At 44.3% G+C, this 24,073-nt stretch carries 23 protein-coding genes; 18 read left to right on the top strand and 5 right to left on the bottom strand.

Annotation, left to right across the window (positions count from 1 at the left end; all coding sequences use genetic code 11):
• Nucleotides 1–5: 5 nt before the first annotated feature.
• Genes IGI78_RS14135 through IGI78_RS14125 form a run of 3 tightly spaced genes read right to left on the bottom strand, consistent with a single transcriptional unit; the run spans nt 6 to nt 2,487 of the window.
• Complete coding sequence (locus tag IGI78_RS14135) at nt 6–479, bottom strand: GNAT family N-acetyltransferase (protein WP_195266211.1); 474 nt, start codon at nt 477–479, stop codon at nt 6–8.
• A 13-nt stretch (nt 480–492) separates the two neighbouring features.
• Nucleotides 493–1,809 carry a sensor histidine kinase gene (locus tag IGI78_RS14130; RefSeq protein WP_195266209.1) on the bottom strand — a complete coding sequence of 439 codons (1,317 nt, stop codon included), beginning with the start codon at nt 1,807–1,809 and terminating at the stop codon, nt 493–495.
• A gap of 3 nt (nt 1,810–1,812) precedes the next feature.
• Nucleotides 1,813–2,487, bottom strand: a complete 675-nt coding sequence (locus IGI78_RS14125; RefSeq protein WP_077452283.1) for a response regulator transcription factor — start codon at nt 2,485–2,487, stop codon at nt 1,813–1,815.
• Between the two features lie 131 nt (nt 2,488–2,618).
• On the opposite strand from IGI78_RS14125, the gene IGI78_RS14120 reads away from it, so the two are divergent.
• From IGI78_RS14120 to IGI78_RS14095, 6 genes are all read left to right on the top strand, one after another.
• Entirely contained in the window at nt 2,619–3,341 is a 723-nt protein-coding gene (locus tag IGI78_RS14120; protein WP_195266207.1) for a polyphosphate polymerase domain-containing protein, read from the top strand.
• Nucleotides 3,331–4,008, top strand: a complete 678-nt coding sequence (locus IGI78_RS14115; protein ID WP_077452281.1) for a DUF4956 domain-containing protein — start codon at nt 3,331–3,333, stop codon at nt 4,006–4,008. Before IGI78_RS14120 ends, IGI78_RS14115 begins: the two co-directional genes overlap by 11 nt.
• 15 nt (nt 4,009–4,023) lie before the next feature.
• A complete protein-coding gene (locus IGI78_RS14110; protein WP_195266205.1) occupies nt 4,024–5,880 on the top strand; it encodes a carbohydrate-binding domain-containing protein in 1,857 nt (618 codons plus the stop codon).
• Nucleotides 5,881–6,049: 169 nt separating this feature from the next.
• Nucleotides 6,050–7,534 carry an ABC transporter permease gene (locus tag IGI78_RS14105; RefSeq protein WP_195266203.1) on the top strand — a complete coding sequence of 495 codons (1,485 nt, stop codon included), beginning with the start codon at nt 6,050–6,052 and terminating at the stop codon, nt 7,532–7,534.
• A 10-nt stretch (nt 7,535–7,544) separates the two neighbouring features.
• Nucleotides 7,545–8,210, top strand: a complete 666-nt coding sequence (locus tag IGI78_RS14100; protein ID WP_081117782.1) for an ABC transporter ATP-binding protein — start codon at nt 7,545–7,547, stop codon at nt 8,208–8,210.
• A 157-nt stretch (nt 8,211–8,367) separates the two neighbouring features.
• Nucleotides 8,368–8,820, top strand: coding sequence for a YaiI/YqxD family protein (locus IGI78_RS14095; protein WP_015510428.1), 453 nt, complete (start codon nt 8,368–8,370; stop codon nt 8,818–8,820).
• A 52-nt stretch (nt 8,821–8,872) separates the two neighbouring features.
• Here IGI78_RS14095 and IGI78_RS14090 read toward each other — a convergent pair whose 3' ends face one another.
• The gene (locus IGI78_RS14090) at nt 8,873–10,615 is read right to left on the bottom strand and encodes an ABC1 kinase family protein (protein ID WP_195266201.1); all 1,743 of its coding nucleotides are present in this window, start codon (nt 10,613–10,615) and stop codon (nt 8,873–8,875) included.
• A gap of 182 nt (nt 10,616–10,797) precedes the next feature.
• Between IGI78_RS14090 and IGI78_RS14085 the strand changes: the two genes are divergently transcribed.
• The 12 genes from IGI78_RS14085 (at nt 10,798) to IGI78_RS14030 (ending at nt 23,576) form a co-directional block, all read left to right on the top strand.
• The gene (locus IGI78_RS14085; RefSeq protein ID WP_061053332.1) at nt 10,798–11,892 is read left to right on the top strand and encodes a D-alanine--D-alanine ligase; all 1,095 of its coding nucleotides are present in this window, start codon (nt 10,798–10,800) and stop codon (nt 11,890–11,892) included.
• A gap of 86 nt (nt 11,893–11,978) precedes the next feature.
• Nucleotides 11,979–13,328, top strand: a complete 1,350-nt coding sequence (locus tag IGI78_RS14080; protein ID WP_195266199.1) for a UDP-N-acetylmuramoyl-tripeptide--D-alanyl-D-alanine ligase — start codon at nt 11,979–11,981, stop codon at nt 13,326–13,328.
• 290 nt (nt 13,329–13,618) lie between these two features.
• Nucleotides 13,619–15,145: a degradosome RNA helicase CshA gene (gene cshA, locus IGI78_RS14075; RefSeq protein WP_077452275.1), complete on the top strand. Its 1,527-nt coding sequence runs from the start codon at nt 13,619–13,621 to the stop codon at nt 15,143–15,145.
• Nucleotides 15,146–15,349: 204 nt separating this feature from the next.
• Nucleotides 15,350–15,715 carry a holo-ACP synthase gene (gene acpS / locus IGI78_RS14070; RefSeq protein WP_077452274.1) on the top strand — a complete coding sequence of 122 codons (366 nt, stop codon included), beginning with the start codon at nt 15,350–15,352 and terminating at the stop codon, nt 15,713–15,715.
• A gap of 122 nt (nt 15,716–15,837) precedes the next feature.
• Entirely contained in the window at nt 15,838–16,959 is a 1,122-nt protein-coding gene (gene alr, locus IGI78_RS14065) for an alanine racemase (protein WP_086291642.1), read from the top strand.
• A gap of 9 nt (nt 16,960–16,968) precedes the next feature.
• Nucleotides 16,969–17,340 (top strand): type II toxin-antitoxin system PemK/MazF family toxin, encoded by a 372-nt coding sequence (locus IGI78_RS14060; RefSeq protein ID WP_005227961.1) that lies wholly within the window; start codon nt 16,969–16,971, stop codon nt 17,338–17,340.
• 7 nt (nt 17,341–17,347) lie between these two features.
• Nucleotides 17,348–17,644: a hypothetical protein gene (locus IGI78_RS14055; RefSeq protein WP_077452272.1), complete on the top strand. Its 297-nt coding sequence runs from the start codon at nt 17,348–17,350 to the stop codon at nt 17,642–17,644.
• Between the two features lie 289 nt (nt 17,645–17,933).
• Nucleotides 17,934–19,001: a 23S rRNA (adenine(2503)-C(2))-methyltransferase RlmN gene (gene rlmN, locus IGI78_RS14050; protein WP_244353136.1), complete on the top strand. Its 1,068-nt coding sequence runs from the start codon at nt 17,934–17,936 to the stop codon at nt 18,999–19,001.
• Between the two features lie 194 nt (nt 19,002–19,195).
• Complete coding sequence (locus tag IGI78_RS14045) at nt 19,196–19,879, top strand: DUF969 domain-containing protein (RefSeq protein WP_005233676.1); 684 nt, start codon at nt 19,196–19,198, stop codon at nt 19,877–19,879.
• Nucleotides 19,880–20,800 (top strand): DUF979 domain-containing protein, encoded by a 921-nt coding sequence (locus IGI78_RS14040; RefSeq protein WP_077452271.1) that lies wholly within the window; start codon nt 19,880–19,882, stop codon nt 20,798–20,800.
• Nucleotides 20,801–20,830: 30 nt separating this feature from the next.
• Nucleotides 20,831–21,478 carry a pyroglutamyl-peptidase I gene (gene pcp / locus IGI78_RS14035; RefSeq protein ID WP_081117776.1) on the top strand — a complete coding sequence of 216 codons (648 nt, stop codon included), beginning with the start codon at nt 20,831–20,833 and terminating at the stop codon, nt 21,476–21,478.
• Nucleotides 21,479–21,914: 436 nt separating this feature from the next.
• A complete protein-coding gene (locus IGI78_RS14030; RefSeq protein WP_077452269.1) occupies nt 21,915–23,576 on the top strand; it encodes a peptide ABC transporter substrate-binding protein in 1,662 nt (553 codons plus the stop codon).
• 100 nt (nt 23,577–23,676) lie between these two features.
• Here IGI78_RS14030 and IGI78_RS14025 read toward each other — a convergent pair whose 3' ends face one another.
• The gene (locus IGI78_RS14025) at nt 23,677–24,012 is read right to left on the bottom strand and encodes a DUF3899 domain-containing protein (RefSeq protein WP_005227990.1); all 336 of its coding nucleotides are present in this window, start codon (nt 24,010–24,012) and stop codon (nt 23,677–23,679) included.
• Nucleotides 24,013–24,073 lie beyond the last annotated feature (61 nt).

Raw genomic sequence — 24,073 nt, 5'->3', positions numbered from 1 at the left:
TTTATTTAAGTGAGGGAACAGCGATAAATGGTGGAAGATTCTCCCCAAGGATGGTAACCAGTGCCAATCGGTTCAAAAGCAAACTGCTCATAAAAAGTAGAAAGATCCGTACATAGATACAGAGAATCAAAACCAGCTCCAGCAGCACGTTGCTTGGCTGTTTCGATCAAAAGGCGGGCACCGCCTTGGCCACGCCACAAAGGGTCCACATACAAGGCGCAAAGCCAAGGGGTCAAATCCATCCGACTGATGAAGTCGTTGGGGATCAAGCCGCCGCAGCCGATGATTTGATAACGTCCGTCTGCTGCGATTTTTTCGTTGACCAGCAGCAGCCATTGCGGCAAAGGATTTGCTGAAAAACTATGGGTCAGGCTATCCTCATAAACCATGAGGGAGTTGGGGCTAGCCCACTGATTTTGGAAGTAACGAATGGCTTCTGCTAAGTATTCAGGGTGTTCTTTAAAGGTGATGACCTGCATTTATTTTTCTCCTTTATCCTTCTTTAGGTAAGCGAATCTGAAAAATAACCCCTCGTGGCTGCAGATCTTTGACCAGAATTTGTCCTTTGTGCTCTTCGACGATTTGCTTAGCGATCGCTAAGCCTAAACCATAGCCGCCGGTCTCCTTGGAGCGGGAACGATCCTCGCGGTAGAAGCGGTCAAAGATGCGAGCTTTCTCTTCATCGGAAATAGTTGGGCCAGTATTTTTGACCTCGAGCAGCCATTGCTTGTTAGAAATCTCCGATAAGAGCGTAATTTTATCACCGCTGCTGGTATATTTTAAGGCATTATCTAGGAGAATCACGAGGACTTGATGAATTTTCTTTTGGTCAAAGCAAGCGGTCGTTTTGGCAAAGTTTTCGACAATAAAATGTTTTTGATCCAATTCGGCAATTTCTTTGAAAGGTTTGACTAAGTCATCGATAAACGGAGCTAATTCGACGGTTTCTTTCGTTAACAGCAGTTGATTGGAATCACTGCGGGCGATCGTCAGCAGGTCCGCCGTTAAACCAGTCAGCCGCCGGGTTTCCGCTAACGCTTGGGCAATGCTTTCAGATTCTTCAATGATCGTATGATTGGGCTTGGTAAACAGGCGCTCCAGACTGTTTTGAATGATCGTCAATGGTGTGCGCAGCTCGTGAGAAGCATTTTCGACAAATTCTTGTTGTTTCTTCCACGAGGCTAAAATCGGGCGCATGTTCAAGCTGGAAAGCAAGTAGCTGATCCCGATCGAGAGAATCCAGAAAAAAATCATCGATAAAATCAAGATGGTTTGGAAATTGTTCATGGCATTTTTGATTTGATTGGTGTTCGCTAAGACTTGGATATAGCCGACCCCGGCGTCATTGGTTGGGGCTTTAGTGGTGATTGAGCGAAACAAAAGGGTTTCTTCTTCCTCTGACAAGGACTGATCCACCACTGAAAAAGACGTGATACTGTCTAAGTGGCTCGTATCTAAAGATAGACTTGCCAATTGTGAAAAACGTCCGCCTAAGGTCTGTTTGTTTAAAATCTCGCCGTCCTCAGACCAGAGGATCAACTGGGTATTGAAGCGATTGGTCCCAGGGATCTTTGGCATGGCACTATCCGGCGGCAATACCTCTAGATTGGATTGCGAAGCGCTGATCTCTGCTTGGATCAAGCGGGTATCTTTGACTGCTTGTTCCAAAGAAATGTCGGTTTGTCGATAAGCCGATTGGTTGAATAATTGGAGGACGATGGTTCCTAAAAGTAAGAAAACCAAGGCAAAGGCACTGACATTTAGGAGAAAAGAGTGCAGTCGTTGTCTCTTAGTGCGTTCTTTGTTCATAGACTAGGCTCCTTGCATGATATAGCCGACATTTCGCAACGTGCGGATCTCTTTGTCGATTCCTGTCTGGCGCAAGTGTTTTCGCAGATTGCTCATGTAGACTTCGACGACAGTTAGGGTCGTTTCTGAATCAAATCCCCAGATGCGATCAAAAATCTGTTCCTTGGTCAAAATAATGTTTCTATTTTGTAGAAAATAAAGCAGTAGCTCAAATTCTTTCCCTTGAATCGGTAAAAGCTCTCCTTGGTAGCTGACCTCGTTGGTGCCAAGATTACAGAGCAATCCATTATATTCCAGTGTATTTTCATTGAACAAACCTAAGGAGCGTTTTAGTAACGCTTTGATCCGCATCAATAACTCTTCCCGATAAAAAGGCTTAGTCAAATAATCATCAGCTCCTTTTTGAAAGCCGGTTACTTTGTCTTCTAAGCCGTCTTTAGCGGTCAAAATCAGGACGGGTGTTTGGAGTCCTTTTTTTCGCAATGCTGAAAGCACCTCATAGCCGTTCATCTCAGGCATCATCAAGTCAAGAATAATCAAGTCATAGATCCCCGTTTCTGCCTCGTACAAGCCTTCGCTGCCATCATATGCTTGCGTGACTTCACCGATTTCGCTGATGATTTCTTTCATATTTTCAGATAATGTTTTGTCATCTTCGATTACTAATAATTTAATCATGTTCCCACCTCTTTAAGGATAAGAATAGCACGAATAGCATAAAAAATGCTTAAAAAAACTGTTTTGTCTTAAGCTGCATTTAAGATAGCTGCCGTAAATTCAGTGCATGGATTTCAAGGGAGGAACATTTTATGAAATTAAAAAAAGTCTTTCAAAGAAAAGAGACGAAATATCTATTAACTAAGGAGCAATTTCCAGCATTTCTTGGCGAGTTGCAGCAAAAAATGGCGATCGATGAATATGGGCAACACACGATTATGTCCTTGTATTACGATACCCAGGATGACCGCTTTATTCGTCATTCCATGGACAAACCGAAATACAAAGAAAAATTTCGGGTCCGTAGCTACGGGGTACCAACAGAACAACAGTTGATTTTTTTAGAGATCAAGAAGAAAGTCAGTGGCGTGGTCTACAAACGCCGCGTTCCGATGCCCTATGCTGACTATTGCCGCTGGATGCAAACGGGGGTCTTGCCGTCAATGGAGGAAGCCCCGCAAATCGCCGCGGAGATCCACTGGTTATTTAAGAAAAACCCGGACCTGCTGCCGAAAGTATTGATTGCCTATGATCGCCTGTCGCTGTTTGTTGATGATGATAGTGAATTTCGCGTGACGTTCGATCAAAACATTCGCTTTCGCACCTGTGATCTCATGTTAGGTTCTGGCAGTGACGGTGCGCTAGTCGCACCGGAAGTCGGAGTGTTGATGGAAGTCAAAGCCCTCGGCTCTTATCCAATATGGTTTGTGGAACTACTGAACAAATACAGTGTGCGCAAAGGCAGCTTTTCAAAGTATGCCCAAACCTATCAACGGCATTTATTCAAGAAGGAGGAACGGTTACATGTTATCTAGTCTATTTTCTGGCGATACGAGCACCCTTGAATGGAGTAGCTTATTGATCTGTATCGCCGCCTCATTGCTTTTAGGGTTATTAGTGGCAGCGATCCATATGATCCGCAATGTCTATACGAAAAACTTCGTCATTACCTTGGCAGTCTTACCGATTCTCGTTCAATCGGTGATCATGTTAGTCAATGGCAATCTTGGCACAGGGGTGGCGATCTTAGGCGCTTTCAGTTTGATTCGTTTCCGCTCGGTTCCCGGGGGTTCTAGAGAGATCACCAGCGTCTTTTGGTCGATGGGGATCGGTCTGGCAACTGGGATGGGGTATGTCGGCTATGTGGTCATTTTTTCCATTATCGTGGCGCTTTTCTTGACCCTTTTATATACGGTGCCCTTTGGCGATCGACAAGCTACGAGTGAACGGGAACTGAAGGTCACGATTCCGGAAGATTTGGATTATCCGCAATTATTCGATGATCTCTTTGAAAAATATACGCATTCTGCCAAACTGACATCGGTTCGAACGACGACGATGGGAAGCTTGTATGAATTGCGCTATCAGTTGCTGTTAAAAGACCAAGCGCAAGAAAAGCAAATCATTGATGAAGTTCGGGTTCGTAATGGCAATTTACCTGTTGTTTTAGGCAAGCTCACCGCTAACCGCGATGAGCTGTAGAAGGAGGAACCTTTTATGAAAAAACTCATTTATCCACTCTTGCTCTCATCACTGCTCTTAGGCGCTTGCGGGCAAACCGATAGTACTAGCACGAGCAGCAGTTCCAGTTCCGCAGCAGCTGTTTCTGGTTCGGCCGCAGTGACCAACGTTTCAACGACCCTTGATGATTCTGTGGACTATTACGGTAGTTACGAAGAAGAAGATGTTGATGCTTCCTACGATGAGGCAAATGCTACGCAACTTGAATTGAATGGCAGCGACACGACGGCTGTTGATGGCGTTTCAGTGGAAGACCAAACCGTGACGATCACCCAAGCCGGCACCTATGTCGTCAGCGGGTCGTTAAGTAATGGGCAACTGGTTGTCAACGTCAACAAAGAAGAAAAAGTCCATCTGATCTTTGCAGGTGTCACGATCACCAATGAAGACGGGGCGGCCGTCGTCATCGAACAAGCAGAAAAAGTCATCACGACCTTAGCCAGTGATACGACGAATACTCTGACGGATGGCAGCAGCTACACCTTGGCAGAAGGCGAGACAGAACCAGATGCTGCCTTTTATAGTAAAGAAGATTTGTCCATCAATGGCAATGGGACGCTGGTGATCACAGGAAATTACAGCAACGGACTGCGCAGCAAAGATGATTTGGTTTTAGCAGGTGGTACGATTGAAATCACAGCGAAAAACAACGCCATCAAAGGAAAAGATTCCGTATCGATCTTGGCGGGGAACTACACACTGAACACCACTGAAGGAGATGGTATCCAAGCGAATAATACGGAAGATGCGGAAAAAGGCTACGTTGCGATCGATGGTGGTACTTTTTCGATCCAAAGTGGTCGTGACGGGATTCAAGCAGAAACAAATTTAAGCGTACAATCAGCTGATATTACGATCAAAACGGCTGATGGGGCACAAAGTCAGTCGCTAGTGACGGATGAAAGTTACAAAGGATTGAAAGCTGGCGGTGTGATGACCATCACCAGTGGTACCTTTGCGATCGATAGTGCGGATGATAGCTTGCATGCCAATGATACGATCAACATTGCAGGTGGTACGATCACTGCCAGCAGTGGCGATGATGGGATCCACGCCGACAATGAATTGACGATCTCCGACGGAACGATTTCTATCGAAGAATCCTATGAAGGACTAGAAGCAAGTGTAATCACGATTGCTGGTGGCACGACACACGTCGTGGCTAGCGATGACGGGATCAATGCCGGTGGTGGCAGTGATACGGATGAAACAACGGGACAATTTGGTCAAGACAGTTTTGGTGGCGGCCCTGGCGGTGGCGATACCGCGGATGACAGTAAACAGATCACGATCACTGGTGGAACGTTGGTCATTGATGCCGAAGGGGACGGCCTAGATAGTAATGGCAATGTCACCATGAGTGATGGCGTCGTCATCGTAAATGGTCCAACGACCGGAGGTAATGGTGCTTTGGACTATAACGGCACATTTGAACTCACCGGCGGCGTCTTGTTAGCGGCAGGCACGACCGATATGGCCATGAACGTTAGCGGTGGTAGTCAACAGTCGATCGGAATCAGTTTCGATCAAACCCAATCAGCAGAGACCCTAGTGACCTTAAAGGATAGTCAAGGACAGACGATCTTGTCTTATGCACCAAGCAAAAGCTATCAACACGTGGTTCTTTCTAGCCCAGATTTGACCGATAGCAGCTATACATTGGTCAGTGGGGGAACAAATGATGCACAAGCAGTCTCCGGTTATTATGCTGGCGGAACCCTTAGTGATGGGACAGAATTAGGAACATTGTCCGTCACGGATACGATCGCTAACTTGACCCAATCAGGTGCAACGGCGACAACCAATCAGATGGGCGGTGGTTTTGGTCGTTAGTTGAAGTTTTATCGATCATCACCAAATGTTTATCCAAAAAATCAACAGATCGCAGGAAGCAGCTGCGGTCTGTTTCTATGATTCAAAAATCAGGAGATGGTTTAAGGTCAATTTAAGCTATGATCCTTATAGTCGAAAGACAATAAATAGCTATTCAGGAGGAACAAAGATGAATTTTTTGAAACGAGGTTTTCAAAGTTTATGGGCGAAAAAAGGCCGGAGCCTGTTGCTGATCGCTGTATTTTCTGCAATCTTGATTTTTGTATTGGCGGGTTTGACGATTCGCAGTGCAGCGCTAGTAGCGACTGAAAATGCTCAGAAAAGTGTCGGCGCAACCGTGACGTTGCAAGCCAACCGTGAGCAGGCTTTTCAGCAAAGAAGTTCTTCATCTGACAGCGATGACCAAAGCACCCGACCAGATCCAGGGAGTTTTCAATCGACACCCGTAGCGATCACAGATGCCCAAGCAATCGCTGATTTAGACGGGGTTGCTTCATATAGTTTTGAAGTCAGTACCTCCGCTGATGCCGTCAGCGGGATCGAACCGATCTCTAGCAGTGACTCCTCGACAGAGTCAGAAGCAACCGATAGCAGCGAGTCGGGGCAAATGGGCGGTATGCCAGGAGGTATGCCTGGTGGGAGTATGAGTACAGGTGATTTCCAAATCACTGGCGTATCAACCAGTGCGGCGTATACGACTTTTTCGGAAGGAACAGCGACGATCACGGATGGGGAAGGCATTACTTCTGAGGATGAAGGTACGAACCAAGTCCTGATCGAATCCTCACTAGCTGAAGCGAATGATTTGGCGGTCGGAGATACGTTTTCGATCACTGATGCAGAGGACAATGAAGTAGAAGTGACTATCAAAGGGATCTATGAAACGAGTGAAGTTGGCAACAGCATGAGCCAAATGTTTAACTTTCTCAACCCAGCCAACACGATCTTTGCTTCTTATACCCTTGCCAATACGTTGAGCGGCAATGAGGACACCATTGATTCGGCAACTTATACCTTGAGTGATCCGTCTGAAATGACAGCATTCGTGGAAGAAGCAGAAGGGTTGATCGATACAGAAACCTACAGCATCCAAACCAACGATCAAATGTATCAATCGATGCTGACACCGTTGAATAATGTCGCTAGCTTTGCAAAAAATATTATTGTCTTAGTTGCTGCTGCCGGTATCATTATTTTGACGTTGATCGTGATGATGTCGATTCGGGAACGTCGCTATGAGATTGGCGTATTGCTCTCTTTAGGTGAGTCACGGGCCAAAGTGATTCTACAATTTTTCACAGAGATTTTTGTCTGTATGGTGTTTGCTTTAGGGATTGCGGCCGCTAGCGGCAATCTTGTCGGTAATGCTGTCGGAGAGCAATTATTGGCGCAACAAACGGAGACGACGACTGACCAAGCAGCCACTGAAAACGCTGGTCCTGGAGGCGGGGAGATGCCGCAAATGGGCGGCAATCGTGGTGGTTCTTTCCCATCCTTCACCCAATCAGCAGAAGTGGAGTCCTTAGAAATCACCGTTTCCCCTCAACAAATTGGTCTATTGGCATTACTCGGTCTAGGGATCAGCTTTGGCTCGATCTTACTCTCGTCGGCGGGCATTTTGCGGCTGAACCCGAAAAAAATCTTGGTTTCTTAGGAGGAACGACATGACATTACGAACAGAACAATTAGGCTATTGGTATCAAAGCGAAGCAGAAGCCCTGTTTCGTGGCGTTGACTTGACCTTCGAGCCTGGCAAGATGTATGCGATCTTAGGTTCCAGCGGATCGGGGAAAACAACCTTCTTGTCGCTGATCACGGGCCTAGATACCCCGAAAGAAGGAAAGATCCTTTACAACGAAGAAACGTTAGCGAAAATCGGATTGCGGGAATATCGTCGCAAAGATGTTTCCATCGTGTTCCAAGCCTATAATCTACTGCCTTATATGTCGGCACTGGACAATGTGATCACAGCCATGGCGATCGCCAAGTCACAGCAAGCCGATAAAAAGGCCTATGCTTTAGCCAACTTAGCCAAAGTTGGCATCACAGAAGAGCTGGCACTGAAAAAAGTGACCCAATTATCGGGTGGGCAACAGCAGCGGGTCGCTATCGTTCGCGCGTTGTGCTGTGAGCATGAGCTGATCGTAGCCGATGAACCGACTGGAAACTTGGATGAAACGACCTCCAAAGAAATCGTTAAACTGTTTCAAGAAATTGCCCATGAGCAAAAAAAATGTATCATCTTAGTGACCCATGAACAAGAAGTAGCAAAGGCTTGCGATGTCGTTTATGAGCTGAAGGAACGAGCCTTTTCTAAAGTTGATAGGTGAGCTTAACCGCTTGTTAGTGAAAGAAAGATCGTCATTCTAGTTCCCTCATTGAGCAAGACTGAAATGAAAATACCGCAAAGTCTGCTTGCATCTTCTAGGTGCTCCTCTTACAATAGAAGTAATTGTAAACGAAGAAATTTGTGAGAGGAGCAAGCAGATGCGGCTTTTTATTGACGGCGACGGTTCGCCAGTGAAAAATGAAGTGATTGAACTGGCTCAGCAGTATCAGCTGCCGGTAGTAATCGTGACCAGTGTCGATCATTATACGACCAAAGATTATCCTGCCCACGTTCACTTTGTCTATGTCGACAAAGGCTCGGATCGCGCGGATTATGAAATCGTGAAGGAAATAGAACCCGGCGATTTTCTCGTCACCCAAGATTATGGCTTAGCCTCGTTGGTCTTGCCGAAAAAAGCGCGGGTTTTTCACCATAACGGCACAGAGTATTTGCCAGAAACGATCGATTTTTTACTCGGACAACGCTACTTAGGTGCGCAGATGCGTAAAGCAGGCAAGCGCACAAAAGGACCGAAACCTTTTACGAAAGAGGATCGGGAAGCCTTCAAACGAATCTTTGAAAACGAATTGCGACAGACCCTTGCAAAATAAGCACCCTCAAGACCCAGCTTCTGCATGAAACACGGGAATTGAAGGTGCTTATTTATTTCTTACGAAAACGATCATAGAAGTATTTACCAACTAAAGCCACGATCGCGAAAAATGCCAAGGTATATCCGAAGATCCCCATCTGATGGACGAAGGCTCCTTGTTGCGGGCTGGCGACCACCAATAAGGAAGAGCCAAGGATGACCGCAGCTAGAATAATACCGATCACCAGTCGATTGACCATCTGATCAAAGCGGTCCAATAGCTGTTTTTGTTCGCGGATCTCTAGATTCAACCGGTGTTTACCAGTCGCAAACGTGTCTAAGACAGCCAAGGTCCGATCGGGAAGATGGCTAAGTGCCCGCAAGCTTTTTGCGGTTGCCAAGGCGCTTTTTTTCACCTCGTCTTCAATACTCAGCTGCTGTAGGAAATATTTTTGTGCAAAAGGCTGAGTGACTTCCATCATTGATAATTCGGGATCTAAGGCTTTGATCACACCTTCCAAGGTACCAAAAGCCTTGATCAGCAAGGTGATGTCTCGATGCATCTGCAGTTGGTTATCATGGCAGATCGTGATGACTTCCGCCATCACTTTTTGCAAGTCGATATCCTTTAGCGGCATATTATAGTAGTTTTCAACAAATTTTTGCAGGTCTTGGTAGAAGGCGACTTCGTCAAAGGAACTGCCGCTGCTGTTGCACAACCGCAAGACGGCTTTACCGACTTCTTGGGTGTCTTGGGTATAAAGAGCAATCAACGCATCGGCTAAACGGCTGCGTAAAGACTGATCCAAATGACCCATCATCCCAAAGTCCAAGAAAATCACTTGGTAAGGCGGCATGACAGCTTCTTCTTGCCATTTCAACGAATAATCGACCCCGCCGAGGACACCGACGCGCTGCTTGACTTGAAATGGTTGTGGGCGGTTGGCTTGATCCGTGAAGACATGCAAGAAAAGATTGCCAGGATGCGGATCAGCGTGAAAGAAGCCATCTTCAAAGACTTGTTTCATAAAGTTTTCGACTAATAGCGTCCCCACTTGTTTTTTCACGGCTTTCACGGACTGATTGTCATATACGATGTCTTGATTTTTGCGGGTCAGTAAGCAATTCAAGCTTTCACCTGCCATGTAATCCATGACTAATACTTTTTGGGTACACCATTCGGGATAAACTTTTGGCAATGCCAACTGCGGGTCTTGGTGATTGTTGCGGTAGAATTCCTGTGCGTTTTTCATCTCTTGCAAAAAATTCGTTTCATTGGCAAGTGATCGTCGGACTTCGCTTAGCACGCTTTTTAAATCCACCACATTGGCTTCTGGAATTGCGCGAACCAACGGCAGGGCTTTTTCAAAAAGATCGAGATCCACTTGAATTGCCGCAATGATCCCCGGATGCTGTACTTTGACGATCACTTCTTTGCCGCTGAGCAAGTTTGCTCGATGGGCTTGTCCGATGGAAGCTGAGGCGACTGGAATCTCATCAAAAGCGGAAAAAACTTCCGTTAACGGCTGCTGCAGTTCTGTTTCCAGCAGTGCTTTGACCTTGGGAAATGGATCGCTTTTGACATTGTCCTGCAGCTGCTTGAAGGCATCAACGAAAGTGCTGGAAAGCAGATCATTGCGGACCGAAAGCATCTGCCCGATTTTGATAAATGTTGGTCCTAATTCTTCAAACGCTTGCCGCACCATTTCGGGGTGCTGCTGTTTGCTGATATTTTGAACGACTTTGTATTTCAAAAAGACATGAACGATTTGTTTTAATCGTCCTTTTCTAGAAGGAGCGGTTTGTTCTGTCATAGGTCCCACCTCTTTAAACGTGCCGTGATATATTCATAGTACTGACAAAATCAAAAACATTCAACTAACGACTGTGTAAGCTTAAAGAAATTTCTGCAAGATTTAATGCCGGTTGGTCGATTTTGTGCTAAAATGTGGAAGACTTAGTTTGGTAGAATCAATGAATACAGGAGGAAATTCTTTTGAAAATCATTTTATTATACGGGGGACGCAGTGCAGAGCATGAGGTATCACTGTTATCCGCTTTTTCAGTTGTTAATGCTGTATATTATAATTACTACCAAGTTCAATTAGTAATGATCACCAAAGAAGGACGCTGGTTAAAAGGCCCATTATTGTCTGAGGCGCCAACGTCACCAGATACTTTGGCATTGACCAATGAAGAGACCAAAGGGGAAGAAATTTCACCTGGGGCAATCTATGAAGAAGACGCGATCGTCTTTCCTTTACTTCACGGACCAAATGGCGAAGACGGCACGATCCAAGGGTTTTTAGAAACCATCGGAATGCCTTATGTCGGAGCCGGTGTCTTGACTAGTGCCTGTGGGATGGACAAAATCATGACCAAGTACATCTTGCAAGCTGCGGGAATTCCGCAAGTTCCGTATGTACCAGTCTTGAAAAATGCGTGGAAAGAAAATCCGAAAAAGATTTTCGATCAATGCGAAGGCAGTCTCCTTTATCCGATGTTTGTCAAACCAGCCAACATGGGCTCAAGTGTCGGTATCTCGAAAGCCGAGAACCGCGAAGAACTGCAAAATGCGTTGCAAGAAGCGTATCGCTACGATACCCGAGCGATCGTTGAACAAGGAATCGAAGCTCGTGAGATCGAAGTCGCTGTTCTTGGAAACGAAGACGTGCGGACCACCATGCCGGGAGAAATCGTGAAAGATGTTGCCTTTTATGATTACAATTCCAAATACATTGACAACCGAATCGAGATGCAGATTCCTGCACAAATTCCCGAAGAAACACAAGCCAAAGCCCAAGAGTTTGCGAAAAAAGCCTATACAATGCTAGGCGGCAGCGGATTGAGCCGTTGTGATTTCTTTTTGACCAATAAAAATGAGCTCTTTTTAAATGAGCTGAACACGATGCCAGGGTTCACTGAATTTAGCATGTACCCACTGTTATGGGAGAAGACCGGCTTGCCTTATGGGGATTTGATTGAAGAATTGATCCAATTAGGGATGAATCGTTTCAACCAAAGACGTTCGTTCTTGACCAACGTAGAAGCAACCGAAACGGAAGCAGAAAACGAAAACGAAGCAGAATAAATAGCAGGAAGAAAGCCAGCTCAACTCAAGGAAAATACTTGAAGCGATCTTGTGCTTTCTTTTTTTGTAAAAAAGGAGCAAACCTGATGAATTTTACTGTAAAAGAAGCCGCTGCCGTATTTGGTCAGCAAATTGAAAATGAAACGCCACTTGCCTCTGTGGAATTCGACAGCCGTCTGATCAAAGAAAACAGTCTTTTTGTTCCCTTAGCGGGGACCCGTGATGGACATGAATTTGCCCAGCAAGCCAAAGACAATGGTGCGATCGCCACACTGTGGAGCCACCCTACGATCGAACCGCCGCAAGACATCCTTGTGATTCCTGTCACGGATACCGTCAAAGCGTTTCAACAATTGGCACGAGCGTACAAAGAAAAGCTTGCACCGAAAATCATCGGTATTACTGGAAGTAATGGGAAAACGACCACCAAAGATATGGTGGAAGCGGTCATGGCCCAAAAGTACCAGACCTATAAAACCCAAGGCAACCACAACAATGAATTAGGCGTGCCTTTGACTATCTTGCATGCACCAGAAGATACCCAAGTATTGATTTTAGAAATGGGAATGGATCATGCAGGAGAAATCGAAGTCCTTTCGCGCTTAGCAGAACCTGATGCAGCGGCGATCACTTTGATTGGGGAAGCCCACATTGAAAATTTAGGATCCAGAGAAGGGATCGCCAAAGCCAAAATGGAGATCACCGCAGGATTGAAAAAAGACGGCTTCTTTATGATGCCGGCAGATGAACCATTGTTAGAGCCCTTTGTTCCTAATTTGACGCAAACCATTGAAACTTTTGGCTTAACTGAGGGAGACCTGCAAGGAGACATCGTAGAGGAATCACAAGACCATACGATTTTTACGGTTGCAGGTACCACCTTTACCCTGCCGGTATTAGGCGGCTATAATGTCAAAAATGCTTTGATCGCGATTGGGTTAGGACGTCATTTTGGTGTAGCAGATGAAGCCATCAAGGAAGGTTTGGCGCATTTTCAATTAACGAAAAATCGGACCCAATGGGTGACTGCCGGTAATGGGGCAGCGATTTTGAGCGATATTTACAATGCCAATCCGACTGCCATGGGTCTTGTATTGGATAGCTTCCGCAAACTGCCCTTAGCAGGACGACGGATCGCCGTATTGGCAGATATGCTTGAATTAGGACCAGATTCTGCACAAATGCACGAGCAGATGGCCGCACACTTAGACGACTCGTTCCAACTAGTTTTTCTTTATGGCAAAGAAATGCAAGCATTGCAAAAACGACTAGCTCAGTCATCACTTGCTGACAAGGTGCGCTATTTTGCGATTGATGAAAAACCACAGCTGATCGCCTCCTTAATAGAAACTTTAGAACCTTCCGATAGCCTAGTGATCAAAGGCAGCAATGGCATGGGCCTGAGTGAAGTCGTTGATGCACTAAAAGGAATGTAAAAGGGAGTTGAAATCTTGCTGAAATTTTCAAAGCGTGTTATACTTATCTAACGCCGAAAGATGAAGCACAGAATGATTACTGTAAAAAACATTGACGTTTTGAGATAAAATGATGGCTGAGACAAACAACACTTGTTTTAGCCTTTTATAATGCCTTCGTGAAGCGGTTTTTCGGTACCGAGAGAAAGATAAGAGTAAATGGGACTACTCTTGTGTTTCTGAAGAACTAACCTACGCTTCGATGATAGAAAAACAGGCATCGAAAAGATGACCAGCCTAGGAGGATCCATTTGAAATTTAAAGATCTAGAATTATCCAACGAATTATTGACTTCTGTTGAGCGTGCCGGCTTTGAAGAAGCAACACCCATCCAAGAAGCAACGATTCCATTAGCCTTAGCAGGCAAAGACGTGATCGGTCAAGCACAGACCGGTACTGGTAAAACCGCCGCATTTGGTTTGCCAATGTTAGAAAAAATCGATCCAACGAACCATCAACTACAAGGATTAGTGATTGCCCCAACCCGTGAATTAGCGATCCAAACCCAAGAAGAATTGTATCGTCTTGGTAAAGACAAAAAAATTCGCGTTCAAGCAGTTTACGGTGGAGCCGATATCGGCCGTCAAATCCGTCAACTAAAAGATCGTCCCCACATCGTAGTTGGTACACCAGGTCGTATGTTAGACCATATCAACCGCCACACCTTGAAATTAGGCACCGTTGAAACGCTTGTATTAGATGAAGCGGATGAAATGTTGAACATGGGCTTCTTGGAAGATATTGAAAAAATCATCAGCCAAGTTCCAGATGTTCGTCAAACGTTGCTATTTTCAGCAACAATGCCGCCAGCAATCAAAAATATCGGCGTGAAATTCATGAAAGAGCCTGAACATGTACAGATCAAAGCCAAAGAAATGACCGCTGATTTGATTGATCAATACTATGTTCGTTCAAAAGACTACGAAAAATTTGATATCATGACTCGCTTATTGGATGTGCAAACGCCAGAATTGACCATCGTTTTCGGTCGTACGAAACGTCGTGTCGATGAATTGGCGCGCGGCTTAGAAGCCCGTGGCTATAAAGCAGAAGGCATTCATGGAGACCTTTCTCAACAAAAACGGATGAGCGTTTTGCGTTCATTCAAGAGTGGTCAACTAGATATCTTAGTTGCCACAGACGTTGCAGCTCGTGGATTGGATATCTCTGGCGTGACACACGTATATAACTACGATATTCCTCAAGATCCTGAAAGCTATGTTCACCGGATCGGACGTACTGGCCGTGCTGGAAAAGGCGGAATGTCTGTGACTTTCGTTACACCAAACGAAATGAGCTATCTGCACGTCATTGAAAACTTAACGAAAAAACGGATGACACCAATGCGCCCACCGACCGAAAAAGAAGCATTCAAAGGTCAACTAGGTGCCGCAATCGAATCTGTTGAAACCAAATTGGATGAAAATGGTTTGGATAAATACTTGCAAGCAGCCGACGATCTATTAGAACGTTATTCTGCACAAGATTTAGCAGCATTGCTTCTAAAAACTATGGCGAAAGATCCTGCTGATTTAGCACCAGTCAAGATCACACCAGAGCGTCCATTGCCTCAAGGGAAAAAATCATTCAACAAAAATGGTCGTCGCAGCAATAACAGCAATGGCGGCAATCGTAACCGCAAAGAAAACGGTGGGAACCGTGGCGGCGGCAACGGCAATAAAGCCCGCGGTAACTATTCAAAAGATGGTGCCCGTAAAAACAATCGCCGCAGCAACGACAAAAAACGCGGTTTTGTTATCAGAAATAACCAAGACTAATTAAGTTTGTGGACCTTGTAAGGAAACTTGCAAGGTCTTTTTTTTATATAAAAAACAAATGCCAGTGATTGAAAATCTTAATCTCCGTATAAACTCGTCAGATTTGAATGGTAATTCGCCATTTTTTTGGTAGAATGGTAACTAGCTAAACAAGGGCCAATTCCAATTTGGAAACCCCTATCTTAAGTAAAGGTAGCGAGAAGAATGATCAAAGGAATCGGGATCGATGCAGTCGAGCTGCCTCGAATGAAAGAATTAATTGAAAAAAAACCGCAGTTTATAACGCGTATTTTAACAGAGAAGGAAGCAAAATTATTTGCCCGTTTGCCCCTGAAACGTCAAGTTGAGTTCCTCGGGGGGCGCTATGCCTGCAAAGAAGCGTTCTCGAAAGCTTGGGGGACAGGGATCGGCAAAGTTTCTTTTCACGATATTGAAGTCTTGACCAATGAATTCGGTGCACCGATCGTCACTAAAGCACCGCACCCTTTAGAAAAAATTTTTGTCAGTATCACTCATACAAACGATACTGCCTTTGCACAAATTATCTTAGAAGTATCGGATAGCGAGTAACCTGAGTGGAAGTCGTCACTTGGTGAAGAAAATTACGATACTTTATGGACGAACAGACGACTACATAAAACCAACTTAATTTGTTTGTCTGATCAAGCACTAGTAGAAAGAAGGAACTGGAAATGGTGGTTGCTTACCATAGACCAACGAAAGCGATTATTGACACAACAGCGATTACCGAAAACATCAAAAACGAGATTGCTCACTTACCAAGTGAGACGTTTCTTTTTGCGGTAGTCAAAGCTAACGGGTACGGACACGGAGCGGTACAAACGGCTCAAGCAGCCAAAGAAGGCGGCGCAGTAGGTTTTTGCGTTGCGACGATTGATGAAGCGATCGAATTGCGAGAAGCAGGGATCAATGAGCCGCTACTGATTTTAGGAGTTGTGAACGTGCATGACATTCCCTTACTTGCGGAATACGATTTTTCTTTTCCAGTCGCTTCGATGGACTGGTTGGTAGAAGCTGATACTTATTTAAAGGAAAATCCTATAAAGACATCCCTTAAAGTACATGTCAAAGTGGATACCGGCATGGGGAGAATCGGCTTTTTGACCCCAGAAGAAGTGCGTCAAGCCGTTCTTTGGTTGGAAGATCATCCCTCTTTTGATTGGGAAGGAATCTTTACCCATTTCTCTACAGCCGATCAAGCTGATACGACTTATTGGGAAACCCAGCACCAGCGATTTAAAGAAGTCTTAACTGTTTTGCCTTATTTGCCGACATATATACATACAGGCAATAGTGCGACCTCCTTGTGGCACAAAGAGGCTGTTGGGAATATGGTCCGTTTTGGGATCGCGATGTATGGATTGAATCCGTCAGGTCATACATTGAAGGAACCATTCTCCTTAAAACCAGCCCTTTCACTTGTTTCTGAACTGATCCAAGTGAAATTACTTGAAAAAGGAGCGGGGATTGGCTATGGTGAGACATATATCACGCCCCGTCAGGAATGGATCGGCACCGTGCCTATCGGTTATGCGGATGGCTGGTTACGAAAAATGCAAGGATTCTCGATCTTAGTAGAAGGCGAACCTTGTGAAATCGTCGGTCGGGTGTGTATGGATCAACTGATGATTCGTTTGCCACGAGCCTTTGCTGTCGGTACAACGGTCACGTTGATTGGTGAGAATCATGGGAAACGAATTACGATGCAGGATGTTGCAGACCAGTTAGAAACGATTCACTATGAAGTAGCGTGCACCCTCTCAGCAAGGGTTCCGCGAGAATATAAAAGTTAGGGTGGTCCTATGGTAAAAAGGGGAGATATTTATTTTGCCGATCTTTCACCAGTCGTTGGATCGGAGCAAGGCGGAATACGGCCGGTCTTGATCATTCAAAATGACTTGGGCAATCACTTCAGTCCCACTGTGATCATTGCGGCGATCACGGCAAAAATGGCGAAGCCGAAATTACCAACCCACATTGGGATTTCCGCTTCTTGCACAGGGATTGGCAAAGACTCCGTCATTTTGATGGAACAGATCCGCACGATCGACAAAAGTCGGTTGAAAGAAAAGGTTTGTCATTTAGACGATAAAGTGATGTGTGAAGTCGATGCTGCTTTGATGATCAGTATTGGTGTGGAGCCGACCTTTGCCACATCAACGATCGAGGTGTAAAACAGCAATGGGGTATTTATTTTTAATAGCAGTTGTCATTTTATTGATTCTCTTTACTTATAAACATATTCGCCGTTTTCTTTCAGAAACCAAAAAGCGCAATGAAACCATGGAACAAGGGTATTACCTTGTGAGTCATACATATGAAGAGAAACGGGAACAGACCTATTATTATGGCGTTTTTCAACAAGGAGACAAAGAACTAATATTAGAAATGTCACTCCAGCTTTATTTACAGCTACAGCCACCGCAACGGGGGATGTTGACCGCAAAAGAAGGCCGAGTCCTTTCTTTTGAAGGGTGATCTTGTCAATAAAGCAACGCTCATGGGGAAAGAGCCGAAATAAGCAGGAAAGAACCGCTCTATTTTGTTCATAGGAGTAGGTTCGGCTCCTGCTTTTTTTGTGCATGTCTTTGTGAGAGTGTTTCTATGGATAAATGAACCGTTAAACGGAATAAAGGAGACCTTTAAAAAAGAGCAATGCAACAAAAAATTGCTGCTGAAAGACTGAGAGGAAGGGACAAGGCACGGTTGCTTTTCACAAAGAATTCAGTTATAGTATGTAGCGACTAGTTTGAAAAGAGGGAAAAAAGTGAACCCATCGATTTATGGACTTACCAAATCAGATTTATCTTTGTGGATAACTGAACAAAATGAAAAGAAATTCCGGGCCAACCAAGTGTGGGAGTGGCTCTATGAAAAACGAGTAACTACCTTTGAAGAAATGACCAATCTACCGAAGCCTTTGATTGAGAAACTGTCGGCAGCCTTTGTGATCAATCCCCTGAAACAGATGGTGGTACAAGAAGCCAGTGACGGGACCGTCAAATATTTATTCCAATTGCCAGACAATCACATGATTGAAACGGTCTTGATGCGTCAAGAATATGGCATGTCCGTTTGTGTGACGACCCAAGTCGGCTGCAACATCGGCTGTACCTTTTGTGCTAGTGGGTTATTAAAGAAACAACGAGACTTAACGGCAGGCGAGATCGTGGCTCAAATCATGTTAGTGCAACACTATTTTGATGAACGCAACGAGGGAGAACGAGTCTCTCACGTAGTCGTCATGGGGATCGGCGAACCTTTTGATAACTATGACAATGTGATGCATTTCTTACAGATTATCAACGACCCGAAAGGCTTAGCGATCGGCGCGCGGCATATTACCGTGTCAACCAGCGGCTTAGCGCATAAAATCAGAGAGTTTGCGGAAAACGGCTTGCAAGTGAACTTGGCCATTTCGCTGCATGCCCCAAATAACGAAGTCAGAACCTCTATGATGCGGATCAATCGGAGCTTCCCAATTGAAAAACTGATGGCAGCGGTCGATTATTATTTAGAAAAAACCAATCGCCGCATCACGTTTGAGTATATCATGCTGGATCATGTCAACGACCGACCGGAACATGCCCGTCAGTTGGCAGCATTATTGAAGGATAAAAAGAAATTGTCTTACGTCAACTTGATTCCTTATAACCCAGTGAGTGAACATGACCAATATGCTCGAAGTAAAAAAGCCGATGTGTTAGCTTTTTATGACATTTTAAAGAAAAACGGCATCAACTGTGTGATTCGTAAAGAACATGGGACAGATATCGACGCAGCTTGCGGACAGCTGCGAAGCAAACAAATGAAAAAAGAAGCCTCTGCTTCTTAAACACGAAAAATAAAAGAAGGACTGCACAAGCGCAGTTCTTCTTTTGTTTTTTATTATCTAAACATTTAAAAAACGCCTTAAAGAAAGCGTATTCCCACAAAGAAAATTCAAAAAATATTGTTTTACAAGAAAAAAATAGATTATACTAAAGGCTGGTATTCATTAAAAATAACTTATCGTGAAAGGATGATTTGATGGAATGGATTAAATTGATTGGTATTCTAGTTATTTTAGTCGGCTTTTTGCTGAAGCTAGATACTATTGCTGTCGTAATCGTTGCTGGTTTTGTCACCGCGCTTGTGTCGGGGATTTCTGTTGTTGATTTTTTAACAATGTTAGGAGAAGCGTTTGTCAATAATCGACTCGTGACACTGTTCTTGCTGACGCTACCAATGGTTGGCTTGTCGGAACGTTTTGGCTTGAAACAGCAGGCCGTCATATTGATTGAAAAAATCAAAGGCTTGACACCAGGGAAGTTTCTGAGTTTGTACTTATTTATTCGAGAACTTGCTGGCTTTTTCTCTATTCGGATCCAAGGACATACGCAATTTATTCGCCCAATCGTCAACCCGATGGCGCAAGCTGCTGGGGAAAATAAATTTGGGGAACTAGATGAAAAAGATCAGGAAAAAATCAAAGCCCGAGCTGCCGCCAACGAAAACTTTGGGAATTTCTTTGCGCAAAATACCTTCGTGGCTGCTTCTGGTGTGCTATTGATCGTAGGAACATTGCAATCTCTTGGGTATGATGTGGCAGCTAGTTCAATCGCGCAAGCCTCATTGCCGATCGCATTGATCGTCTTAGTCATTGCTACATTGTCGAACTTGCTCTTTGATCGAAAATTAGCAAAAAAATATGGCAAGAAGGAGGAGAAATAGATGGAAGGAATCGTTAACGGATTATTGGAATTCTTTTATATCTTGATCGGATTACTGTCGATCATGACGGCTGTACGGGTTTTTCGTGAAGCGGATCATCCTACCCGATTAGGCACCTCTGCTTTTTGGTTACTGCTAGGGATCGTCTTTGCTTTCGGGAATTTCTTGCCGTATCTTGTGGACGGGATTTTGATCGTTTTGATGGGCTGTTTGACCTTCTTCAAACAAGTGCAGATTGGTAAAATCGTGGACGTTGATGATGAAAAAGCCGAAGCGTCAGCAAAACGGATCGGTAGTACGATCTTCGTACCATGTATCAGCTTGGCATTGATCGCTGTGGTGATTTCTTATACACCATTAGGGGGCCAAGTGGGGATCGGGATCGCGTCGATCTTAGCACTCTTGTTGGCAGTCGTGCTAACTTCCGCTAAACCAAAAACAGTGTTAGACGATTCCGACCGGATGCTTCGTCAAGTCGGAACTGCCGGTATCTTGCCACAGTTATTAGCAGCACTAGGTGTCATTTTTAACGCTGCTGGTGTTGGTGACGTGATTTCTCAAGGAATCTCTGGCGTCGTGCCAGAAGGCAATCGTTTTATCGGTGTCGTGGCTTACTGTTTAGGAATGATGATCTTTACTATGATCATGGGAAATGGCTTTGCGGCATTTACTGTTATTACCGCCGGCATTGGTGTACCTTTCGTAATGGCGCAAGGTGGCGACCCCGTCGTTGCTGGTGCGTTGGCAATGACCGCTGGTTTTTGCGGCACGTTGTTGACCCCGATGGCAGCCAATTTCAATGCACTGCCAGTGGCCTTGTTAGAGATGAAAGACCCTAATGGTGTCATTAAAGCACAAGCCCCAATTGCTTTAATATTGTTAGTGATTCACATCGCTTTAATGTACTTTTGGGCATTTTAGTGGTAAAACAGAGATGGAAGGATGATGGAAATGAAATTATTAATTACCGGATTTGATCCATTTGGCGGAGAAGCAATCAATCCTGCCTTAGAAGCAGTGAAATTACTGCCAGATACAATTCATGGTGCACAGATCGTGAAAGCAGAGATCCCCACTGTATTTGGGAAATCAGCGGCGATCGTCGAAGAGAAAATTGAAGAGATCCACCCAGATGTCGTCTTAAACATCGGTCAAGCGGGCGGACGGTTTGCCATCTCACCAGAACGAGTGGCAATCAATGTGGATGATGCCCGGATTCCTGATAATGAAGGCAATCAACCCGTCGATGAAGTGATCCAAACAGAAGGAAAGCCTGCCTACTTCACACAACTGCCGATCAAAGCAATGGTAGAAAACATGAAAAAAGCCGGAATACCTGCAGCCGTTTCTAATACTGCTGGAACCTTTGTCTGCAACCACATCATGTATCAAGTACAATACATGATCGATACAAAGTACCCGGAAATGAAAGGCGGTTTTATCCACGTGCCGTTTATTCCTCAGCAAGTCGTCGATAAAGCAGGACAGCCTGCAATGAGCATCGAAGACATCGCCAAAGGATTAACTGCAGCAGTGGAAGCCATCGTTGATTATGCCGACAAAGAAGATTTAAAAGCGATTGGCGGCGCGATCCATTAATCATTGAAGGGCATCCTTTCGCGGAGGCAACAAGTGTCCTTAAAGCGAGAAGACCTGATCCTATGCGATCAGGTCTTTTTTTGGACTGTTTTGATAAAAATCATTGGTGATTGCTGTATATTTACACTTCTATCAGGGGTTTCTCATTTTGACAGATCAAATGAAAAAGAAAGACAGAAAACGAATGTAAATTACATTTAACCATGTTTTTTTATTATTATTTTTGCTTTATTTCTTATAAATAAAGAAAGGAAAAATAGCATTTAACGAGTGTTTGATGAGAGTAAGGTAAGTAAATACCAAGAAAACTTTCTTCCAAAGGTGTTTTTTATCGAAAAAAGGATTGCTTTTTTAATAATTATTAATTAAAATCTTATCTAACTTCAGAAATCGAATGATTATTCTGAAAATTAATTCAATTAAGGGGTAGGACAGGATGAAAAATAAATGGGCCTATGGTTTAGTAGCTGTGTGTGGCGTGGTGTTAGCCGGCTGTACAACAGGCGGAACAAATAGTTCAAGCAATGACACAGCAACTAGCGGCGATAGCAACGCAGAACAAGTATTTAACGTAGTGGTTTCACAAGAAATGCCAAGTGCGGATCTCTCATTAGCAACCGATACGATCAGCTTCAGTGCATTGAACAATGTATATGAAGGACTGTATCGTTTGGATGCTGACAGCACACCACAACCTGCTGGTGCAGCTGAAGCAGCTGAAGTCAGCGAGGATGGACTAACTTACAAGATCAAACTGCGTGAAGATGCGAAATGGTCAAACGGTGACCCTGTTACAGCAGCGGATTATGTCTATGGCTGGCAACGGACAGTCAAACCTGAAACTGCATCAGAATATGCGTATCTATTTTCACCAGTCAAAAATGCGGATGCCATCACAGCTGGCGATACCGATCCATCAGAGCTAGGCATCAAAGCAGTGGGGGATTATGAATTAGAAATCACCCTAGAAAAAGCAACACCTTACTTTGATTACTTATTAGCATTTCCATCCTTCTTCCCACAAAATCAAAAAGTAGTGGAAGAAAATGGCGATCAATATGCATCAACCAGCGACAATGCCGTTTATAATGGACCATTTGTCTTGACTGGTTTTGATGGACCAGGAACGGATACAGAATGGGCTTATGAAAAGAACGATCAGTATTGGGACAAAGACACTGTTAAATTACAAACGATCAACGTAAGCGTCGTGAAAGAATCCTCAACTGCCTTGAATCTTTTCCAAGATGGTCAAGCAGATGATGTCATCTTAACAGGTGAACTGGCGCAACAGATGGCTAACGACGAAGCATTCGTTTCTCAACCAGAAGCAACGACTTCTTACTTAGAATTGAATCAACGTGATGAAGATTCACCTTTCCGTAACGAAAACTTGCGTAAAGCAATCTCTTATGCGATCGACCGTGATGCCTTAGTAACATCGATCTTAGGTGATGGTTCAATTGCTTCAACTGGTTTGGTGCCGGAAGGCATGACTTTCAGCCCTGGCGATCATACAGACTTCACAGAAGCAGCTGGCAGCGTCATTAGCTACGATCAAGAGAAAGCAAAAGAATATTGGGAAAAAGCCAAAGAAGAATTAGGAATCGATTCATTAGAATTTGATATCTTAGCTTCTGATACAGACTCAACCAAGAAAATCATTGAGTACTTGCAAGACACGATCGAAAAAACATTGGACGGTGTGAAAGTCACGTTAAGTCCAGTTCCATTCTCTGTTCGTTTGGATCGTTCAAATGCGGGTGATTTTGATACAGTAATGGGCGGTTGGGGTGCTGACTATGCCGATGCAAGTAGCTTTACTGACTTGTTTACGACAGGCAACTCATACAACCGTGGTCAATGGAGCAGTGAAGAATACGATGCAGCTGTAAAAGCAGCAGGTACGACCAATGCCAATGACCCTGACAAACGTTGGGAAGATTTGGTCAATGCAGAAAAAATCATTATGAATGAACAAGGTGTCATTCCAGTTTATCAAAAAGCGGAAGCACACTTACGTGCGACAAAAGTCAAAGGTGTTGTTGCTCACGCAGCAGGCGCACAATACGACTACAAGTGGACATCAATCGAATAATCACGAGTAGTTGACTTGAAATGCCGAAGAAAAGGCTGGGACAATTTCTTGTCTCAGCCTTTTGCTTCTCATTTCAACGAGTAAAACTATAAGGATGAAATTAACTAGTAGCAATCATTAAAAAGAGCAATGAAAGGAATAACAAGAAGACACCAGGCCATAACCAAAAGGCGTAACTCTGTTTGCCAACTTGGGATAATTTCAGATAATCTGTTTTATTTTTGGAAAAAGCTTTCTTCATGGAATATTGAAAATGGTCAAAGAAACCAGAAGCAAATACCCATAAAAAACCGCCAATGATCAAAAAGAACAGCGCCCACAAGAAAAGGGCATCTGAAAGAGCTGCTATGGAAAATTCATTTTTTATGGCTAACCATCCGCCAGAAATTGCGAGGCATAGGAGGGGTATGAGCCCACTACTTTTTTTTATTTTCATGATCTGACTCCTTTTTAATGATTCGTACTATGTTAATTTACATAATTATTGAATAGAAGTC

It is taken from the genome of Enterococcus sp. DIV1767 (assembly GCF_050542585.1).
Classification (GTDB): Bacteria; Bacillota; Bacilli; order Lactobacillales; family Enterococcaceae; genus Enterococcus_D; species Enterococcus_D innesii.
Note: the sequence above shows the minus strand (reverse complement) of the source record. Positions and strands in the feature narration are given on the sequence as shown.

Excerpts from the sequence above, each read along its gene's own strand:
- IGI78_RS14095 (WP_015510428.1), top strand. The coding sequence starts at position 8,368 with ATGCGGCTTTTTATTGACGGCGACGGTTCGCCAGTGAAAAATGAAGTG.
- IGI78_RS14040 (WP_077452271.1), top strand. The coding sequence starts at position 19,880 with ATGGAAGGAATCGTTAACGGATTATTGGAATTCTTTTATATCTTGATC.
- IGI78_RS14125 (WP_077452283.1), bottom strand. The coding sequence starts at position 2,487 with ATGATTAAATTATTAGTAATCGAAGATGACAAAACATTATCTGAAAAT.
- IGI78_RS14120 (WP_195266207.1), top strand. The coding sequence starts at position 2,619 with ATGAAATTAAAAAAAGTCTTTCAAAGAAAAGAGACGAAATATCTATTA.
- pcp (WP_081117776.1), top strand. The coding sequence starts at position 20,831 with ATGAAATTATTAATTACCGGATTTGATCCATTTGGCGGAGAAGCAATC.
- IGI78_RS14055 (WP_077452272.1), top strand. The coding sequence starts at position 17,348 with ATGGGGTATTTATTTTTAATAGCAGTTGTCATTTTATTGATTCTCTTT.
- acpS (WP_077452274.1), top strand. The coding sequence starts at position 15,350 with ATGATCAAAGGAATCGGGATCGATGCAGTCGAGCTGCCTCGAATGAAA.
- IGI78_RS14110 (WP_195266205.1), top strand. The coding sequence starts at position 4,024 with ATGAAAAAACTCATTTATCCACTCTTGCTCTCATCACTGCTCTTAGGC.
- IGI78_RS14105 (WP_195266203.1), top strand. The coding sequence starts at position 6,050 with ATGAATTTTTTGAAACGAGGTTTTCAAAGTTTATGGGCGAAAAAAGGC.
- IGI78_RS14025 (WP_005227990.1), bottom strand. The coding sequence starts at position 24,012 with ATGAAAATAAAAAAAAGTAGTGGGCTCATACCCCTCCTATGCCTCGCA.
- IGI78_RS14060 (WP_005227961.1), top strand. The coding sequence starts at position 16,969 with ATGGTAAAAAGGGGAGATATTTATTTTGCCGATCTTTCACCAGTCGTT.
- IGI78_RS14130 (WP_195266209.1), bottom strand. The coding sequence starts at position 1,809 with ATGAACAAAGAACGCACTAAGAGACAACGACTGCACTCTTTTCTCCTA.
- IGI78_RS14115 (WP_077452281.1), top strand. The coding sequence starts at position 3,331 with ATGTTATCTAGTCTATTTTCTGGCGATACGAGCACCCTTGAATGGAGT.
- IGI78_RS14135 (WP_195266211.1), bottom strand. The coding sequence starts at position 479 with ATGCAGGTCATCACCTTTAAAGAACACCCTGAATACTTAGCAGAAGCC.
- IGI78_RS14090 (WP_195266201.1), bottom strand. The coding sequence starts at position 10,615 with ATGACAGAACAAACCGCTCCTTCTAGAAAAGGACGATTAAAACAAATC.
- IGI78_RS14030 (WP_077452269.1), top strand. The coding sequence starts at position 21,915 with ATGAAAAATAAATGGGCCTATGGTTTAGTAGCTGTGTGTGGCGTGGTG.
- IGI78_RS14045 (WP_005233676.1), top strand. The coding sequence starts at position 19,196 with ATGGAATGGATTAAATTGATTGGTATTCTAGTTATTTTAGTCGGCTTT.
- alr (WP_086291642.1), top strand. The coding sequence starts at position 15,838 with ATGGTGGTTGCTTACCATAGACCAACGAAAGCGATTATTGACACAACA.
- IGI78_RS14080 (WP_195266199.1), top strand. The coding sequence starts at position 11,979 with ATGAATTTTACTGTAAAAGAAGCCGCTGCCGTATTTGGTCAGCAAATT.
- IGI78_RS14100 (WP_081117782.1), top strand. The coding sequence starts at position 7,545 with ATGACATTACGAACAGAACAATTAGGCTATTGGTATCAAAGCGAAGCA.